Origin of the sequence: Microbacterium sp. NPDC087592, from assembly GCF_044743585.1 — a bacterium.
GTDB lineage: Bacteria > Actinomycetota > Actinomycetes > Actinomycetales > Microbacteriaceae > Microbacterium.
Window position 1 is genome coordinate 62,716 of record NZ_JBIUWT010000001.1, and the last position, 16,090, is coordinate 78,805.

Below are 16,090 nucleotides of genomic sequence, written 5' to 3' on the forward strand. Positions count from 1 at the left end.
GCCGGGGGCACAGGCGGTGCAGTCGACGCCGGGGGCGCAGGCGGCGCAGGCGGTGCAGTCGACGCCGGGGGCGCAGGTGGCGGCGGCGGAGAGAACTCGCCCGGCTCGGGAGACTCGGGGAGCGTCATCGTCGGTCACCTTCCGGCGCATCCGAGCCGGGCGCGATGCCGGGTTCGGGAGCGGGCAGCGGGGAGATCGGCGCCGCCTCGTCGGCAGCGGGCGCCGCCGGGCCGGCCTCGGGGGCGGGATCGCCCTCCGGCAGCTGCGGTTCCGCGACGGGATCGGCGGGACGCGGCGGGACCACGGGCTCCGCGGGCTCGGGAGTCGCCGCACCGGGCGTGATCCGCTCGCCGTACCGCGGCGGCTCGTCGAGGTTCACGGGCGGCCGCACGGGCGCTGTCTTCGTCGCGCCGAGCACCTGACGGGCCTTCGCGAGCGATGCCGTCTGCACCGTGACCTCGTAGTGGTCGGCCGCGAACTGCGTGACGCTCGCGAAGTCGCGCCGGCGACGCACGATCGCGTAGGTGACGAGACTCAGGAGCATGCCGAGTGCGACGCCGATGAAGACGAAGCCGACGAAGAGCTGGATCGGCACCTCGGGGTTGCCGATCACGAGGATCGCCGACAGGAACAGGCCGATCAGGACGCCGTTGACAGCACCCGAACGCGCGGCCGCCGCATACCCCAGCTTTCCGGTCACACGCTCGACCGTGCGCACGCTCTGCCCGACGATCGCGATGTCCCGTGCCGGCACCTCCCCCGCGATCAGCTTCGACACCGTCTTCTGCGCGCTCTCGTAGTCGCGCGTCGAAGCGACCATCTCGCCGGTCTCGGTGCCGCTCGCGGGGCGGTTCAGCATACTCATCCGGCTATTCTTCCACGCGTACCGGTCGACGGCCCGAGGCGCGACCATCCCGCCCTCGACCGGACCCGCCGACTACTCTGGAGAAGTGAGCACACAACGGGTTTTCGCCGCGCGCCTGGCCGGGTGCGCCGTCTTCGACCCCCTCGGCGACCGGCTCGGCAAGGTCCGGGATGTCGTCGTCGTCTACCGAAGTACCGCGGCCCCCCGCGTGATCGGTCTGGTCGTGGAGATCCCGGGGCGACGCCATGTGTTCCTCTCGATCGGCCGGGTCACCTCGATCCGGTCCGGACAGGTCATCACCACCGGCCTGATCAACGTGCGGCGCTTCTCTCCCCGCGCAGGCGAGGTGCGCGTGCTCGCCGAGATGCTCGGACGGCGCGTGAGCTTCGCGGACGGCAGCGGCACGGCCGTCATCGAAGACGTCGCGATCGAGCCGAACCGCCTCGGCGAATGGGCGATCAGTCAGTTGTTCCTCCGCCGCCCGAAGACCAGCGCCTCGCCGTTCGCGAAGGGTCCGACCACGTTCGCCGCCTGGAGCGAGGTCGCCGAGCAGCGTGCACCGGGTGAATCGCAGTCCGCCGAGCAGCTCGTCGCCTCGTACTCGGAGCTGCACGCCGCCGACCTCGCCAACACCCTTCTCGATCTTCCGCAGCAGCGCATGATCGAAGTCGCCGAGGAGCTGTCGGACGACCGTCTCGCCGACGCCCTCGAGGAGATGCCCGAGGACGAGCAGGTGCACATCCTCGATCGTCTTGGCGACGAGCGCGCTGCCGACATCCTCGACCAGATGGAACCGGACGACGCCGCCGACCTGCTCGCCCAGCTGGCCCCGGACCGACTCGAACAGCTTCTCGAGCTGATGGAGCCGGAAGAAGCCGAAGACGTCAGGATGCTGCTGCGCTACGGTCCCGACACCGCGGGTGGCCTGATGACCCCGGAGCCGATCATCCTCTCGGCCGACGCCACCGTCGCGGAGGCGCTGGCCCTGATCCGCCGCCACGAGCTGCACCCCGCGCTGGCCGCCGCTGTGTTCGTCACCCTGCCGCCGTTCGAGACGCCGACCGGGCGTCTGCTCGGACTCGTGCACTTCCAGCGGATGCTGCGCTACCCGCCCCACGAGCGACTCGGCGCGATCCTCGACGACAGCCTCGAGCCCGTTCCCGTCACCGCATCCGCCGCCGAGGTGGCGAGACTGCTGGCGAGCTACGATCTCGTCTCGCTGCCGGTGATCGACGCGGCCCACCGCCTGGTCGGTGCGATCAGCATCGACGACGTGCTCGACTATCTGCTCCCCGACGACTGGCGATCGCACGACAGCGATGACACCTCGTCCTCCGCGAAGGAGGCCCGCTGATGCCCCGGTCGCCGCGCCTCGATGCCCCCGGCCGCAGCACGACGAGGCCCCGCACGACCTCGCGCGATCGGTTCGGCCGGTTCACGGAGTGGGTCGCCCGTGCGATGGGGACCCCGGCGTTCCTGGTCATCCTCAGCCTGTTCTGCGTGGTCTGGATCGTCTGGAACACCCTGATGCCCGACGAGCTCCGCTTCGACGATGCCGCCCTCGGCTTCACCGCCCTGACGCTCATGCTCTCGCTGCAGGCCTCGTACGCCGCGCCGCTGATCCTCCTCGCGCAGAACCGCCAGGACGATCGCGACCGTGTGCAGATCGAGCAGGACCGCCAGCGCGCGGAGCGCAACCTCGCCGACACCGAGTACCTCGCCCGCGAGATCGTGGCGCTGCGCATGTCACTCGAGGAGCGCAACGCGCAGGCCGTGACGCGCGACGTGCTGCGGCAGGAGTTGAAGGCTCTGCTCGCCGAGCTCGAAGACACCGGGGACAAGCCGACGGCAGGCGCCGCATCGTGACCGGGGCCGACCTCGTCCGTGCCGCAGTCTCCGCGGTGACGGACCCGGAGCTGCGCCGCCCCATCGGCGAGCTCGACATGGTCCGCGAGATCGCCGTGGACGGAGACCGCGCTCAGGTCGGCATCGTCCTGACGATCGTGGGCTGCCCTGCGGCGGCGCGCATCGAGTCCGATGTGCGCGAGGCTGCAGCATCCGTCCCCGGCATCGCCGCGGTCGACGTCGAGGTGGGCGTGATGACCCCGGCCGAGCGCAAGGCGCTGACCGAGAAGCTCCGCGACGGCAGGCCCGCCCGCCAGATGCCCTTCGGGCCCGACTCGCTCACCCGCGTGATCCTCGTCTCCAGCGGCAAGGGCGGCGTGGGTAAATCGACGGTCACCGCCAACCTCGCCGTGGCGCTCGCCGACGAGGGACTGTCGGTCGGCCTCGTCGATGCCGACGTGCACGGATTCTCGATTCCCGGGCTCCTCGGCATCCCCGCCGGGACGCAGCCGACTCGTATCGACGACCTCATGCTGCCCCCGGTGGCGCACGGAGTGAAGACCATCTCGATCGGGATGTTCCTCCGCGACGGAGAGGCGGTCGTGGCGTGGCGTGGACCGATGCTGCACCGCACGGTGCAGCAGTTCCTCACCGATGTGTTCTTCGGCGATCTCGACGTGCTGCTCATCGACATGCCGCCCGGCACCGGCGACATCGCCATCTCGATCGGCCAGCTCCTCCCCCACGCGGAGGTCCTCGTCGTGACCACCCCGCAGACCGCTGCCGCGGAGGTGGCGATCCGCAGCGGACTCGTCGCACGGCAGACCGGTCAGCGGGTGATCGGGGTCATCGAGAACATGGCGGCGTACGCGCTCCCCGACGGCACGGTGATCGATCTGTTCGGCTCGGGTGGAGGGGCGGCGGTCGCCGAAGCGCTGTCCGAGCCGGGTACCACGGTCCCGCTGCTGGCCTCCATTCCCCTGAGCCCTGCGCTCCGTGAGGGTGGAGACGCCGGCATCCCGATCGTCGCCGGCGCGACGAAGGATGCCGCGGCCACGACGATCCTCGATCTCGCCCGCACCCTCGCTCGGCAGGGGCGTGGCCTGTCCGGCCGCTCGCTGCCGATGACGATCGGCTGAGTGCGGCTCTCCTAAGGCTCCGGGAACTGCGTCCAGGACGCGTGCGCGCGCTCGGCATCTCGCGTGCTTCTTCGCCTGGTGACGCGTCGGCGGACCAGGATGACCACGGGCAGCACCACGGCGACGGGAAGACAGAACACCGCGCCGAACGCCAGCAACGTCCCCACGGCGAAGTCGTTCCCGCCCGTGCGGCCGAGACCGATGGCGCCGCTTCCGAAGGCGTCCCCGGCGACGAGGAACTCGCCGTCGTAGGTGTCGAGCGAGTCGGCGCAGGTGACGGTGTGGACGCCCGCGCGGACAGCGGTGAACTGCGTGTGCTGCTCGAACCCGCGCTTCGGGGTCATCCACCAGAGCGTGTCGTCCCACGACAGCGAGGGTCCTGCACGCTGAGAGAGCTCGGCGCCGTCCGGATCCGATACCGAACACTCCAGCGTCCCGAGCATCGCGGAGACACCACTGCCCCAGATGCCGACGCGCTCGCCCTCCTGCAGCTCGACCGTCGCCCCGCGTCCCAGCGGAACCGGATCGGCGTCACTCACGGAGGCGGCGACAGGCAATACCCAGAGCGTCCAGATCAGGACGCCGATGCACGCGCACAGAGCGGAGAACCCGAATGCCACGGCATCGCGATCGGCGAGCCGCCCTCGGGTCACGTGGCTTCGGGATCGAAGGGGGGCCGGTTGCTCGCGCTGAACTCCTGCGGGAGCGCACGGGGAGCGACAGGCTCCGCGATCGTCTCCCGCGCCTGCGTCGGCGTCGTCGTCGGCTGCGGCTCCTCGAACAGCGCATCGCGGATGATGCGGCGGGGATCGTACTGACGGGGGTCGAGCTTGCGCCAGTCCACATCGTCGAGCTCCGGACCCATCTCCTCACGCATGCGGGACTTGGTCGAGCGGAGGTACTCGCCGGCTTTTCGGACCATGCGCGAGAAGCCCTCGGCAGCTCGCGGGAGACGCTCCGGGCCGATGATGAGGACCGCGATGAGACCGATCAGCAGCAGCTTCTCGAAGGTGAGCCCGAACGTCATCTCTACAGGCTACCGTCGCGCCTGCGGTCCGCGGGTACACCGAGCGAATACTCTGGAGGGAACCACCGGGCAGGCAGGGAGAAACAGGCCATGAGCGAGCACGACGCGAACGCGCGATTCCTTCGCGAGTCCATCGTGGAACCCGACTCCATCGCACGCGCACGCGCACACGCGGTCGAGCTCGGCGCGATGCCGATCAGCACCGTCGTCGGTTCCCAGATCGCCGTGCTCGCCGCCGCGACCGGCGCACGCTCGATCGTCGAGATCGGCACCGGTGCCGGCGTCTCCGGGCTCTGGCTGCTGCACGGAGCGCCGCAGACCGTGCTCACCTCGATCGACAACGAGCCCGAACACCTCGCGGCAGCGCGACAGGCATTCGCCGACGCGAAGGTACCGTCCACGAAGGTCCGCTTCATCACCGGTCGCGCCATCGACGTGCTCCCCCGTATGAATGAGTCCTCGTACGACATCGTGCTCGTCGACGCCGACCCCGACCACATCATCGAGTACGTCGAGCACGGACTCCGCCTCGCCCGCACCGGCGGCCTGGTGCTGGTGCCGCGGATCCTCGGCGGCGGCCGCGTGGCCGACCCGGTGCAGCGTGATGAGGTCACGTCGGCGTACCGCTCGCTGGTGCAGGAGACCCAGGAGTCGTCGGCCGTGTTGGCGACCGTGTCGCCCGCAGGTGAAGGACTGCTCCAGCTGATCAGACTCGCCGACCGCGACTGAGAGTCTCCTCGCCCGGGTACGCCCCGGAATCGACAAAGGGCGGTGGATCCGAGGATCCACCGCCCTTTCGGTCCGCGGATGCGGACCTCAGATCGTTCAGGCCGGTGCCACGACGGCGGCAAGCACGTCGTGAAGTTCCTTGGCCTCAGCGTCGTTCACGGAGACGACCAGACGGCCGCCGCCTTCGAGCGGAACGCGCACGATGATGAGTCGTCCTTCTTTCACGGCCTCCATGGGTCCGTCTCCGGTCCTCGGCTTCATCGCTGCCATCGTGGCTCCCTTTCCTCCGGTGGTATGGAATGAGTTTATCGGGTGTCACCGGGACCTGGAGGTCACCGAGCAACAATTGGGTCGCCCGACACCGTCAGGGCACCTGCCAGAACGTGCTCCCGAGCGCATACACGTGGTAGATCCAGAGCCATTGGCCCAGGAGGCAGAGAGCCACCACACCGACGCGCCACCACCGCGATCGAGGAACCGCGACGGCGCCCCAGAGCGGGCTGAGAGGCAGCAGCAGGCGGAACGTGCTGGACTGCGGGAAGAACACCGCGAGGAGGTACAGGAGATAGCTGGCGCTCCACAGACGCAGGTCACCGCCGAGGGCGCGCACCTGGGGCGAGCGCAGGAGGGCGACGGCGGCCGCCGCGACGAGCAGCACGAGCGCCACCGGCCCCCACCACTGCGGCATGCCCCAGAGCGCGAACCAGAACTGCGAGGCCTGAACCCATCCTTCGAACGGCAGGAAACCGTCGACGCCGCCGACGATCCAGTGCCGGCGCCACGCGAGTTCGGTCGCGAGATAGGCACCGGGATCGCCCGTGACGACACCGGCGATCAGTTGCCAGGCGAAGCCCGCCGCGGTCGCGAGCGCCCCGAGCGCGACGATGTGCGTGATCTCGCGCCCGGTGAGCGGTTCCTTCTTCCGGCGGAACCAGCGCACGACACCGTGCAACCCGAGGTACAGGGCGAAGGCGAGGATCCCGGGGCGCGTGAAGGCCATCACCGGGATCAGGAGGTAGAGCCGGCCGTACTCGTGTCTGATCGTCGCATCGAGCGCGAGGAACAGCAGCAGCAGGAACAGGGTCTCCGCGTAGCCGACCTGGAACATCGCGGCGATCGGCCCGGCAGCGAAGAACACGACTGCCCAGAGCGCCGCAGAAGCGCCGATGCGGTCACGGAGCAGACGATGGAGCGCGAGGCACGCGAGATACCCCGCGGCCAGCGAGATCAGGAGAGCGCCGACTCCCCAGGACCCGAAGACGAAGCCCACCGCCTTCGCCGCATATGCGAACACGGGCATGAATGCCCAGGCGTTCTCGGCGACTTCGCCCGACTCCGTCAGGGGAAGCTCGGTCGGATAGCCGGACTCCGCGACCAGCCAGTACCACTGGGCGTCCCACCCGAGGATGAAGTCTTCGAGTCCGGCATCGGCCCCGAAGCGCGAGAACGACGTCGACAGCGAGGCGGCGATGAGCAGGAAGATCGTCGTCACGGCCCGGGCAGCGAGGTAGACGACCGCGATCCGCAGCGCGATCGGCGTCTGCGCCCACCGGCGAACCGTGCTCAGCGCGAGGTGAGCCATGCGCGCAGGCCCCGCTCCACGGCGTCGATCTGCGCGAGCGGCACGCGCTCCTCGTCGTGGTGCGCGAGGTGCGGGTCGCCGGGACCGTAGTTCACCGCCGGAATGCCGAGCGCCGAGAAGCGGGCGACGTCGGTCCAGCCGTACTTCGGGCGAGGCTCGGCGCCCACAGCCGCAACGAACTGCTGCGCGATCTCGGCGTCGAGTCCGGGGCGCGCACCCTCGGCTGCATCGGTGATCTCGATCTCGAAGCCGGCGAGAACCCCGCGCAAGTGCGCTTCGGCGTCCGCCGCGGACTTGCTGGGAGCGAAGCGATAGTTGACCTCGACCTCGCACGCGTCGGGGATGACGTTGCCCGCGACGCCGCCGGCGATGCGCACGGCGCTCAGGCTCTCCCGATACAGAAGGCCCTCGACCGGCACCTCCCTGGCGCGGTACTCCGCGAGCCGCGTCAGGATCGGAGCAGCACGGTGGATCGCGTTCTCGCCGATCCACGCTCGTGCACTGTGCGCGCGAACGCCGGTCGTGCGCACGATCGCGCGCAGCGTGCCGTTGCATCCGCCCTCGACCTCGCCGTTGGACGGTTCGCCGAGGATGGCGAAGTCCGCCCGGAACAGGTCGGGTCGCACGGCGGCGAGCAGGCCGAGGCCGTTCTTGGACGCCTCGATCTCCTCGTTGTCGTACCACATCCAGGTGATGTCGATCGCGGGATCGGTGAGCTCTGCGGCGAGCTTGAGCTGCACGGCCGTGCCCGCCTTCATGTCGACGGTTCCCCGCCCCCAGAGGTAGGGCACACCGTCGATCTCGATGTCCCTGGTCGGGAGGTTCGCGTTGATCGGCACGGTGTCGATGTGTCCGGCGATCGCGACGCGCTGAGCGCGCCCGAGTTCGGTGCGGGCGACGATCGTGTTGCCGTGGCGGAAGACCTCGAGGTGGGACAGCGGGGTGATGGCCGCCTCGATCGCATCGGCGAGGGTCTTCTCGTCGCCGGACACGCTCGGGATGTCACAGATCGCACGAGTGAGGTCGACGGAGGACGCGGTCAGATCGAGCACCATGGGTCAAGCCTACTTACCCCGTCATGCGTGAAGTCCCTCGCCTCCCGGCGCGATAGCGTGGAGGGATGAGCGACGCACGCACTGTATGGGGTATCGGCCTGACCACGATCGCCGGCGACGGCACGGTCCTCGATGCGTGGTACCCGGACGTGCGCACGGGATCTGCCGCTGCAGACGATGCCGCCGTCGCCGCGCTCGAGCCCCTGGTCGGCGCCGATGAGCGACGGAACGTGACCGTCGAGATCATCCGGCTCCAGATCGACCTCGACGAGGCTCCCGGTTCCACGGCGGACGCGTACCTGCGGCTGCATGCCCTCTCGCACCTCGTCGTGCGCCCCAACGAGCTGAACCTGGACGGCATCTTCGGCCATCTGCCGAACGTCGCCTGGACGAACGCCGGGCCGGTGCTCCCCGCCGATGCCGCGCGTCTGCGGCCGCACCTCCAGCGCGCCGGCATCCAAGTGCAGGGCCTGGACAAATTCCCCCGCCTGACCGACTACGTGCAGCCTGCGGGCGTCCGGATCGCCGACGCCTCGCGCGTGCGGCTCGGCGCACATCTCTCCCCCGGCACCACCGTCATGCATGAGGGCTTCGTCAACTTCAACGCCGGGACGCTCGGCTCCTCCATGGTCGAGGGACGCATCTCGCAGGGCGTCGTCGTGGGCGACGGCAGCGACATCGGCGGCGGTTCCTCGATCATGGGCACGCTCTCGGGCGGTGGCACTCACCGGGTGTCGATCGGTGCACGCACCCTGCTCGGAGCGAACGCCGGCATCGGCATCTCCCTCGGCGACGACTGCGTCGTCGAGGCGGGCCTGTACGTGACCGCCGGGACGAAGATCGTGCTGGTCGACGGCCCGGTGACGCCGGACGGCGGACGGAAGACCGTGAAGGGCGGAGAGCTCTCCGGCCAGGACGGACTGCTCTTCCGACGGAACTCCCTCAGCGGCGCCGTCGAGGCCGTGCGCCGCGCCGGAGTGGGCGTGACGCTCAACGAGGCCCTCCACGCCTGAGAGCCGCCCGCGCGCCTTCATCGTCAGCCCGCGACCCGCGCGTGGAGGCGGCATGCAGCCGACGGCATGCACGCACTGGTAGACTGACACCGTTGTCCGCACCGCCGGTGCTGCAACATCGTCGTCGTCATGGGGTCTCCGAGGACCGAAGCGAGCAGAACTGCTCCCACCACCAGCATGAGCTGGCATTTCGAACGGCGAACCGATGCGCAATTCCTGCGCCGTCGCCCACCTCACCCCTTATCTCGCGCCGATCACTCGTGCGCTGACGGAGTTTCTGCATGTCTACTTTCCTTGAACTCGGCGTTCCCGCCGAGCTCGCCGCCGTTCTCGCCGATTCGGGCAAGACGGAGGCCTTCGCGATCCAGCGCGACACCCTTCCCGACTCCCTCGCGGGACGCGACCTCCTGGGCCGCGGACGCACGGGCAGCGGCAAGACCATCGCCTTCGCCCTGCCGCTCGTGGCGCGCCTCGCCGCATCCGGCGGTCAGCGCCGCGCAGGTCTCCCGCGCGGACTCGTCCTCGCTCCGACCCGCGAGCTCGCGACGCAGATCGCCGCGACCATCGCCCCGCTCGCCGAGGCTGCCGGTCTGCGCGTCACGACCGTCTTCGGCGGTGTCAGCCAGCGTCCGCAGGAGCAGGCGCTGCGCGGCGGCGTCGACATCGTCGTTGCCTGCCCCGGTCGACTCGAAGACCTCATGAAGCAGCAGGTCGTGCGCCTCAGCGCGATCGAGGTCACCGTGCTCGACGAGGCCGACCACATGGCCGACCTCGGCTTCCTCCCCGGCGTCACCCGCATCCTCACCGCAACGCCGGCCGGTGGCCAGCGTCTCCTGTTCAGCGCCACGCTGGACCGCGGCATCGACACCCTCGCCCGCCGTTTCCTCTCGAACGCGGTCAGCCACGAGGTCGATGAAGAGAGCGTGCCCGTGGGCGAGATGACCCACCGCGTGCTGGTCGTCGACTCCACCGATAACAAGACCGCTCTCGTGAAGGAGCTCGCCTCCGGCACCGGACGCCGCATCCTCTTCACCCGCACCAAGCACCAGGCGAAGAAGCTCGCGAAGCAGCTCACGGCTGCCGGGATCCCGGCCGTCGACCTGCACGGCAACCTGTCGCAGAACGCTCGCGAGCGCAACCTCGGTGCGTTCTCCGCAGCACCGGAAGACGGCGGAGTGCGCGTCCTCGTCGCGACCGATGTCGCCGCCCGTGGTGTGCACGTCGACAACGTCGACCTCGTCGTCCACGTCGACCCGCCCGTCGAGCACAAGGCGTACCTGCACCGTTCCGGACGTACGGCTCGTGCCGGCGCGGCCGGCACCGTCGTGACCGTCGTGCTTCCCGAGCAGCGCCGCGATGTGAAGGACCTGCTGCGCAAGGCGGCCATCTCGGCTCCGCTGGAAGATGTCACGACCGCTGCCGTCACCGCCCTGGTCCCCGAGCGCGCCCCGCACGTGCGTCCGGCCCCGGTGCAGGCTCCGCAGCAGCAGCAGCGTCAGTCCTCCAAGCAGCGTCCGGCCGGCGGCGAGAAGAGCGGCGCGGCGAACCCGCCCGCGCGTCGTCGTCGCCGCCCCCGCGCCGGTGGCGCCGGCGGCCAGGGCAGCGGCTACCAGGGCGGTGGCTACTCCACGCAGAGTGGCCAGTCCCGTCAGGGCGGTGGCCGCAGCTCGCAGGGTCGCTGACCCGCGGACGCAGCTCGACTGAAAAGCGCCCCTTCCGCTTCGGCGGAAGGGGCGCTTTCTCGTTGTGCGCTCAGCGAGTCGGGAACGACCGCTCGGGAGACCCCGTGTACAGCTGCTGCGGACGGCCGATCTTGGTCTGCGGGTCGAGCTGCAGCTCGCGCCACTGGGCCAGCCAGCCGGGCAGACGACCGATGGCGAACAGCACCGTGAACATCCGGGTCGGGAAGCCCATCGCCTTGTAGATGACGCCCGTGTAGAAGTCGACGTTCGGGTACAGTCGACGCTCACGGAAGTAGTCGTCGGCGAGGGCGAGTTCCTCGAGCTCCTTCGCGAGGTCGAGCAGCGGGTCGGTGACGCCCAGCGACGAGAGCACCTCGTCGGCGGCGTCCTTAACCAGCTTGGCCCGCGGGTCGTAGTTCTTGTAAACGCGGTGCCCGAAGCCCATCAGCTTCACGCCCTCTTCCTTGTTCTTCACCCGCTCCACGAAGCGCGAGACGCTCTGGCCGGAGTCGCGGATCTGACCCAGCATGGTCAGGACGGCCTCATTGGCACCGCCGTGCAGCGGACCGGAGAGCGCCTGGATGCCGGCGGAGACCGAGGCGAACTGGTTCGCACCGGTGGAGCCCACGAGGCGGACCGTCGAGGTGGAGGCGTTCTGCTCGTGGTCCTCGTGGAGGATCAGGAGCAGCTCGAGAGCCTTCGACATGACCGGGTTGACCTCGTACTCCTCGCTGTGCACGCCGAAGTTGAGCTTGAGGAAGTTGTCCACGAAACTCAGCGAGTTGTCGGGGTAGAGGAACGCCTGGCCGACGCTCTTCTTGTGCGCGTACGCCGCGATCACGGGCAGCTTGGCGAGCATGCGCACCATGTTGAGCTCGACGTGCTCGGGGTTGTGCGGGTCGGTCTGCCCCTCGTAGTACGTCGAGAGGGCGGCGACCGCCGACGAGAGCACCGACATGGGGTGCGCCGTGTGCGGCAGCGCCGAGAAGAAGCGCTTGAGGTCTTCGTGCAGCAGCGTGTGACGGCGGATCTTCTCGTCGAACTCTGCGAGCTCCGAAGCCGAGGGCAGTTCGCCGTAGATCAGGAGCCAGGCGACCTCGAGGTAGCTCGTGGACCCTGCCAGCTGCTCGATCGGGTACCCGCGGTAGCGCAGGATGCCCTTGTCTCCGTCGATGAAGGTGATGTCGGACTTCGTGGACGCCGTGTTGACGAAGCCGTAATCGAGGCCCGTGTAGCCGGTCTGCCGGGTCAGCGTCGAGAAGTCGATGCTGTCGTGGCCTGCCGTGCCGCGCAGTACCGGGAATTCGGCGGTCGTATCGCCGATCGTCAGCTTCGCCGTCTGCTCTGCCGCTGCGCTCACGCGGTCCTCCTCCTGGCGTCCGACCCCGCTGGTCGCGGTATATCGGACAAGATCTTGATCAAGTCGGAACTGGCGATCTCACGGCGCTGTGGCACCAGGTCGAGACACGACCGAATCGCCATTACAGCCTAGTAGGCACACAGGCCTACTGTGACATCCGCCAAACAGATGCGAACTTCACGGAGAAAACCTACAGAGCGGAGGCGGTGAGGCGGCGCGCGGCTTCTCGCACCCGCTCGGTGGGAGCGGTCAGCGCGAGGCGCACATGCTGCGAGGAGTCCGCACCGTAGAACGGACCGGGACCGGCGAGGATGCCGAGGTCGGCGAGGCGACCCATCGACTCCCAGGCATCGCGCCCTTCCGTCGCCCAGAGGTACAGTCCTGCTTCCGAACCGTCGATGCGGAAGCCTGCGGCCTCCAGCGCGGGGCGCAGCGCTTCTCGCCTGGTGCGGTACAGGTTCTTCTGGGCCGCGACGTGCTCGTCATCACCGAGCGCGACCGCCATGGCGTGTTGCACGGGCGCGGGCGGCATGAGCCCGAGGTGCTTGCGAGCGGTGAGCAGTTCTCCGACCACGCGCGCACAGCCGGCGACGAACGCGGCGCGGTAGCCGGCGAGGTTCGACTGCTTGCTCAGCGAGTACACGCTGAGCAGGTTCGCCCTACTGCCGCCGGTCACCCGAGGGTCGAGGATCGAGGGGATCGGCTCGGTCGCCCAGTTTCCGTCCCAGCCCAGCTCGGCGTAGCACTCGTCGCTCGCGAGGACGGCACCCAGCTCGCGCGCACGGCGCACGGCCGCGGCGAGCTCATCGACCGTCCAGGTCCGGCCGTCCGGGTTGCCCGGAGTGTTGATCCAGATGAGCTTGGTGCCCTCCGGCCACTCGGCGGGATCGTCGGCCGGGAGCGGCGTCGCACCGACCACCCGGGCGCCGACCTCGTATGTCGGGTACGCCACTCGCGGATGCACGACGACGTCGCCCGCACCGAGTCCGAGGAGCGTGGGCAGCAGCGCGACGAGCTCCTTGGAGCCGATCGTCGGCAACACGTTGTCGACGCGGAGGTCGGATACTCCCCGGCGCCGCGCGTACCACTCGACGATGGCTTCGCGCAGCGTCGGCGTGCCGACCGTCTGCGGATAGGCGTGCGCGTCGGTCGCCTCGGCCAGCGCACGGCGGATGAGCTCCGGCGTCGGATCCACCGGCGAGCCCACGGAGAGATCCACGAGACCCTCCGGATGCTGCGCGGCACGCTCACGGAACGGGACGACGGCATCCCACGGGTAGTCGGCGAGGTCGCGGACGCTCACAGAAGACGCCTACTCGCCCTGGGGCGGGAGCGCGGCGATGATCGGGTGGTCGAACGTGTAGACGCCGACCTTGGCGGCACCTCCGGGCGAGCCGATCTCGTCGAAGAACTCGACGTTGGCCTTGTAGTAGTCCTGCCACTCATCGGGCAGGTCGTCTTCGTAGTAGATGGCCTCGACCGGGCACACCGGTTCGCAGGCGCCGCAATCCACGCACTCGTCGGGGTGGATGTACAACGACCGTTCCCCCTCGTAGATGCAGTCAACGGGGCACTCGTCGATGCAGGCGCGATCCTTGACATCGACGCACGGGAGGGCGATCACATACGTCACCCCTTCAGTCTACGACTCGTGGCGCTCGGGTTCCTGCGCGGCAGGTGCGACCGTGCGGACGGGAACCCGTGAGAAAGAGGGCCAGGCGATCACGAACAGCACGATTCCCGCGACCAGGTAGGTCCAGATCTGCCCACTGAGCGAGTCCGGGACGACGACGGATCCGCCGGGACCCACGCCGGAGATCAGCACCAGCATGCCGATCATGCCGAGTCCGGCTGCCACCGCCGCTCCCCTGTCGTGCGTGAGCGCTCGTACGGCGACGAGGATCGCCGCGCAGGCGATGGCGGCCACGATGAGCCCCACCGGGATCGGCCCCCACATCACGCTGTGCGCGATCGTGCCGGCGATGCCGTAGACGCCGCCCACCAGGGCCGCAGCGACCCACGACAACACTCTCGACACCCAGCTCACGCGCACCCGTCGATCTTACCGGCGCCGCCTGTGGCCGAGCAGTCGCTCAGGAGGCGAGACCGAAGAGCCGCAGGAGCGCCGCGACGAGCGCGGCCGCCGCCACGACGACGAGGAACGACTGCCGAAGCCACAGGAGCCCTCCCGCGACCAGCAGGGCGGGCACGCGCGCGTCCACCGTGATGGCCTGGCCGTCGCCGAGGGTCTGCACCGCGACGAGTGCGGCCAGGAGCGCCACGGTCAGCAGGTCGGAGATGCGAGCGGTGCGAGGCGCTTCGAGGACCTTGGGCGGCACCAGGTATCCGGCGGCTTTGAGCGCGACACAGATGAGCGCGGCGAGGAGGATCGCACTCCACAGGCTCATGGCGCCCCCTCCGTTCCGACGCGGGCGTGATCCTCCGGCGGCGTCTCGCGGCGGCCCAGCCAGTTGAACCAGCCGACGGCGATCGCGACGACCGCCGCGACGAGCACCGGGAGACCCGGCATGAGGAAGGGGGTGAACGCCGCAGCGACCACCGCAGCCGCCACGCCCACCACGATGGCCTGCCGCTGCCGGAGCCGCGGCCAGAGCAGCGCGAGGAATGCGGCAGCAGCAGCAGCGTCGAGACCCCAGGTCCGGGGGTCGCCGAGCACGTCACCGACGAGCGCACCGACGAGAGTCGTGATGTTCCAGCCCACGAAGATGCCGATGCCGGTCACCCAGAAGCCCACCTGACGCAGCCGCGGGTCGCCCTGTGAGATCGCCACGGCCGTCGACTCATCGATCGTGAAGTGCGCGGCGGCAGCCTTGCGCACCGGCCCTCCGCCGACGATCGGCGACATGCGCATTCCGTAGGCCACGTTGCGCACGCCGAGGAGGGCGGCGGACGCGACCGCGGAGGGCAGAGCAGCGAGGCCTCCGGCGGTGAAGACGCCGATGAACGCGAACTGCGATCCTCCGGTGAACATCAGCAGGCTGAGGACGCACGTCTGCCAGACGTCGAGTCCGGACGCGACAGCCAACGCGCCGAAGGAGACGCCGTAGGCGCTGGTCGCGAGCACGACGCCGAGCGCCTCGCGCCAGACCTCACGCTCGGCGGTCATCGCACGCCCTGCGGATCCTTGTTCGCTTTGCTGAACACATGACCATAATTCTGAACAGTCGCGAACGGATAGTCAAGCGAACGAACGTTTGACATGATGAACGCATGGAAGACCTTCGCACGCGCATCGCCCGCACTCTGCGCCGAGAACGAGAGGCCGTCGGCCTGTCGGTCTCGGAACTCGCGCGCCGCGCGGGTGTGTCCAAAGCGACCGTGTCGCAGCTCGAGAGCGGAGCGGGCAATCCCAGCGTCGAAACACTGTGGGCCCTCGGAGTGGCCCTCGGAGTGCCGTTCGCCGTCCTCGTCGACCAGCACAGCAACGCGCCCACCCTGATCCGCGCCGACGACCTCGCCGGCGTCCCCTCCTCCGCGGCCGCCTACAGCGCGACGCTGCTGTCGGCCAGCCCTCCCGGCGCGCGCCGTGACATCTACCTGATCCAGGCCGAACCGGGCGATGCCCGACGCTCCGACCCGCACCACCCGGGCACCATCGAGCACGTCATCCTGGTCTCCGGCCAAGCACTGATCGGACCGGTCGACGAGCCGGTGCTCCTCAACCCCGGCGACTACCTGACATATGCCGGCGACGCCCCGCACATCTTCGAAGCGACAGCCGTCGGTACGAGCGCGGCGCTCATCTCCGAGCTCCGCTGAGGCTCACCCACCG

19 protein-coding genes are annotated in these 16,090 nt (G+C 69.5%); 7 read left to right on the forward strand and 12 right to left on the reverse strand.

Annotated elements, in window-relative coordinates; translation table 11 throughout:
* Positions 1 to 124 precede the first annotated feature (124 nt).
* Positions 125 to 865, reverse strand: a complete 741-nt coding sequence (locus tag ACIOTO_RS00250) for a general stress protein (RefSeq protein ID WP_372467245.1) — start codon at positions 863 to 865, stop codon at positions 125 to 127.
* A gap of 85 nt (positions 866 to 950) precedes the next feature.
* On the opposite strand from ACIOTO_RS00250, the gene ACIOTO_RS00255 reads away from it, so the two are divergent.
* From ACIOTO_RS00255 to ACIOTO_RS00265, 3 genes are read left to right on the forward strand one after another with little or no spacing between them, the layout of a single operon-like run.
* A complete protein-coding gene (locus tag ACIOTO_RS00255) occupies positions 951 to 2,219 on the forward strand; it encodes a magnesium transporter MgtE N-terminal domain-containing protein (RefSeq protein ID WP_029273778.1) in 1,269 nt (422 codons plus the stop codon).
* Positions 2,219 to 2,731, forward strand: coding sequence for a DUF1003 domain-containing protein (locus ACIOTO_RS00260; protein ID WP_105709600.1), 513 nt, complete (start codon positions 2,219 to 2,221; stop codon positions 2,729 to 2,731). Before ACIOTO_RS00255 ends, ACIOTO_RS00260 begins: the two co-directional genes overlap by 1 nt.
* Complete coding sequence (locus tag ACIOTO_RS00265) at positions 2,728 to 3,849, forward strand: Mrp/NBP35 family ATP-binding protein (RefSeq protein ID WP_400855817.1); 1,122 nt, start codon at positions 2,728 to 2,730, stop codon at positions 3,847 to 3,849. Before ACIOTO_RS00260 ends, ACIOTO_RS00265 begins: the two co-directional genes overlap by 4 nt.
* A gap of 11 nt (positions 3,850 to 3,860) precedes the next feature.
* Here the strand turns inward: ACIOTO_RS00265 and ACIOTO_RS00270 are convergent, their stop codons facing one another.
* Positions 3,861 to 4,502: a hypothetical protein gene (locus tag ACIOTO_RS00270; RefSeq protein ID WP_400855818.1), complete on the reverse strand. Its 642-nt coding sequence runs from the start codon at positions 4,500 to 4,502 to the stop codon at positions 3,861 to 3,863.
* Positions 4,499 to 4,876: a twin-arginine translocase TatA/TatE family subunit gene (locus ACIOTO_RS00275; RefSeq protein ID WP_029262054.1), complete on the reverse strand. Its 378-nt coding sequence runs from the start codon at positions 4,874 to 4,876 to the stop codon at positions 4,499 to 4,501. The genes ACIOTO_RS00270 and ACIOTO_RS00275 overlap by 4 nt, the downstream gene beginning before the upstream one ends.
* 90 nt (positions 4,877 to 4,966) lie before the next feature.
* On the opposite strand from ACIOTO_RS00275, the gene ACIOTO_RS00280 reads away from it, so the two are divergent.
* Entirely contained in the window at positions 4,967 to 5,605 is a 639-nt protein-coding gene (locus tag ACIOTO_RS00280; RefSeq protein ID WP_262000648.1) for an O-methyltransferase, read from the forward strand.
* A 96-nt stretch (positions 5,606 to 5,701) separates the two neighbouring features.
* On the opposite strand, the gene ACIOTO_RS00285 is transcribed toward ACIOTO_RS00280, so the two are convergent.
* From ACIOTO_RS00285 to dapE, 3 genes are all read right to left on the reverse strand, one after another.
* Positions 5,702 to 5,875, reverse strand: coding sequence for a DUF3117 domain-containing protein (locus tag ACIOTO_RS00285; protein ID WP_017203323.1), 174 nt, complete (start codon positions 5,873 to 5,875; stop codon positions 5,702 to 5,704).
* Between the two features lie 94 nt (positions 5,876 to 5,969).
* Positions 5,970 to 7,187 (reverse strand): hypothetical protein, encoded by a 1,218-nt coding sequence (locus ACIOTO_RS00290; protein ID WP_400855820.1) that lies wholly within the window; start codon positions 7,185 to 7,187, stop codon positions 5,970 to 5,972.
* Positions 7,169 to 8,242: a succinyl-diaminopimelate desuccinylase gene (gene dapE / locus ACIOTO_RS00295; RefSeq protein ID WP_105709596.1), complete on the reverse strand. Its 1,074-nt coding sequence runs from the start codon at positions 8,240 to 8,242 to the stop codon at positions 7,169 to 7,171. Before dapE ends, ACIOTO_RS00290 begins: the two co-directional genes overlap by 19 nt.
* Positions 8,243 to 8,307: 65 nt before the next feature.
* On the opposite strand from dapE, the gene dapD reads away from it, so the two are divergent.
* Together dapD and ACIOTO_RS00305 are read left to right on the forward strand one after the other, a co-directional pair.
* On the forward strand, positions 8,308 to 9,255 hold the full coding sequence (dapD, locus tag ACIOTO_RS00300) for a 2,3,4,5-tetrahydropyridine-2,6-dicarboxylate N-succinyltransferase (RefSeq protein ID WP_105709595.1): 948 nt from the start codon (positions 8,308 to 8,310) through the stop codon (positions 9,253 to 9,255).
* A 281-nt stretch (positions 9,256 to 9,536) separates the two neighbouring features.
* A complete protein-coding gene (locus ACIOTO_RS00305; RefSeq protein WP_105709594.1) occupies positions 9,537 to 10,937 on the forward strand; it encodes a DEAD/DEAH box helicase in 1,401 nt (466 codons plus the stop codon).
* A 70-nt stretch (positions 10,938 to 11,007) separates the two neighbouring features.
* Here ACIOTO_RS00305 and ACIOTO_RS00310 read toward each other — a convergent pair whose 3' ends face one another.
* The 6 genes from ACIOTO_RS00310 to ACIOTO_RS00335 form a co-directional block, all read right to left on the reverse strand.
* Entirely contained in the window at positions 11,008 to 12,297 is a 1,290-nt protein-coding gene (locus ACIOTO_RS00310) for a citrate synthase (protein WP_081859847.1), read from the reverse strand.
* 190 nt (positions 12,298 to 12,487) lie between these two features.
* Positions 12,488 to 13,600: a succinyldiaminopimelate transaminase gene (gene dapC, locus ACIOTO_RS00315; RefSeq protein WP_400855822.1), complete on the reverse strand. Its 1,113-nt coding sequence runs from the start codon at positions 13,598 to 13,600 to the stop codon at positions 12,488 to 12,490.
* Between the two features lie 9 nt (positions 13,601 to 13,609).
* Positions 13,610 to 13,930: a ferredoxin gene (gene fdxA / locus ACIOTO_RS00320; protein ID WP_046013877.1), complete on the reverse strand. Its 321-nt coding sequence runs from the start codon at positions 13,928 to 13,930 to the stop codon at positions 13,610 to 13,612.
* 9 nt (positions 13,931 to 13,939) lie between these two features.
* Complete coding sequence (locus ACIOTO_RS00325; protein ID WP_400855823.1) at positions 13,940 to 14,350, reverse strand: histidinol dehydrogenase; 411 nt, start codon at positions 14,348 to 14,350, stop codon at positions 13,940 to 13,942.
* Between the two features lie 40 nt (positions 14,351 to 14,390).
* Complete coding sequence (locus ACIOTO_RS00330) at positions 14,391 to 14,705, reverse strand: AzlD domain-containing protein (RefSeq protein ID WP_029262903.1); 315 nt, start codon at positions 14,703 to 14,705, stop codon at positions 14,391 to 14,393.
* Entirely contained in the window at positions 14,702 to 15,424 is a 723-nt protein-coding gene (locus tag ACIOTO_RS00335; protein WP_372467259.1) for an AzlC family ABC transporter permease, read from the reverse strand. Before ACIOTO_RS00335 ends, ACIOTO_RS00330 begins: the two co-directional genes overlap by 4 nt.
* Before the next feature lie 104 nt (positions 15,425 to 15,528).
* On the opposite strand from ACIOTO_RS00335, the gene ACIOTO_RS00340 reads away from it, so the two are divergent.
* Entirely contained in the window at positions 15,529 to 16,077 is a 549-nt protein-coding gene (locus ACIOTO_RS00340; protein WP_105709591.1) for a helix-turn-helix domain-containing protein, read from the forward strand.
* The last annotated feature ends 13 nt before the right edge of the window (positions 16,078 to 16,090 follow it).

Excerpts from the sequence above, each read along its gene's own strand:
- ACIOTO_RS00285 (WP_017203323.1), bottom strand. The coding sequence starts at position 5,875 with ATGGCAGCGATGAAGCCGAGGACCGGAGACGGACCCATGGAGGCCGTG.
- dapE (WP_105709596.1), bottom strand. The coding sequence starts at position 8,242 with ATGGTGCTCGATCTGACCGCGTCCTCCGTCGACCTCACTCGTGCGATC.
- ACIOTO_RS00330 (WP_029262903.1), bottom strand. The coding sequence starts at position 14,705 with ATGAGCCTGTGGAGTGCGATCCTCCTCGCCGCGCTCATCTGTGTCGCG.
- ACIOTO_RS00250 (WP_372467245.1), bottom strand. The coding sequence starts at position 865 with ATGAGTATGCTGAACCGCCCCGCGAGCGGCACCGAGACCGGCGAGATG.
- ACIOTO_RS00260 (WP_105709600.1), top strand. The coding sequence starts at position 2,219 with ATGCCCCGGTCGCCGCGCCTCGATGCCCCCGGCCGCAGCACGACGAGG.
- ACIOTO_RS00335 (WP_372467259.1), bottom strand. The coding sequence starts at position 15,424 with ATGACCGCCGAGCGTGAGGTCTGGCGCGAGGCGCTCGGCGTCGTGCTC.
- dapD (WP_105709595.1), top strand. The coding sequence starts at position 8,308 with ATGAGCGACGCACGCACTGTATGGGGTATCGGCCTGACCACGATCGCC.
- ACIOTO_RS00280 (WP_262000648.1), top strand. The coding sequence starts at position 4,967 with ATGAGCGAGCACGACGCGAACGCGCGATTCCTTCGCGAGTCCATCGTG.
- ACIOTO_RS00290 (WP_400855820.1), bottom strand. The coding sequence starts at position 7,187 with ATGGCTCACCTCGCGCTGAGCACGGTTCGCCGGTGGGCGCAGACGCCG.
- ACIOTO_RS00275 (WP_029262054.1), bottom strand. The coding sequence starts at position 4,876 with ATGACGTTCGGGCTCACCTTCGAGAAGCTGCTGCTGATCGGTCTCATC.
- ACIOTO_RS00340 (WP_105709591.1), top strand. The coding sequence starts at position 15,529 with ATGGAAGACCTTCGCACGCGCATCGCCCGCACTCTGCGCCGAGAACGA.
- ACIOTO_RS00305 (WP_105709594.1), top strand. The coding sequence starts at position 9,537 with ATGTCTACTTTCCTTGAACTCGGCGTTCCCGCCGAGCTCGCCGCCGTT.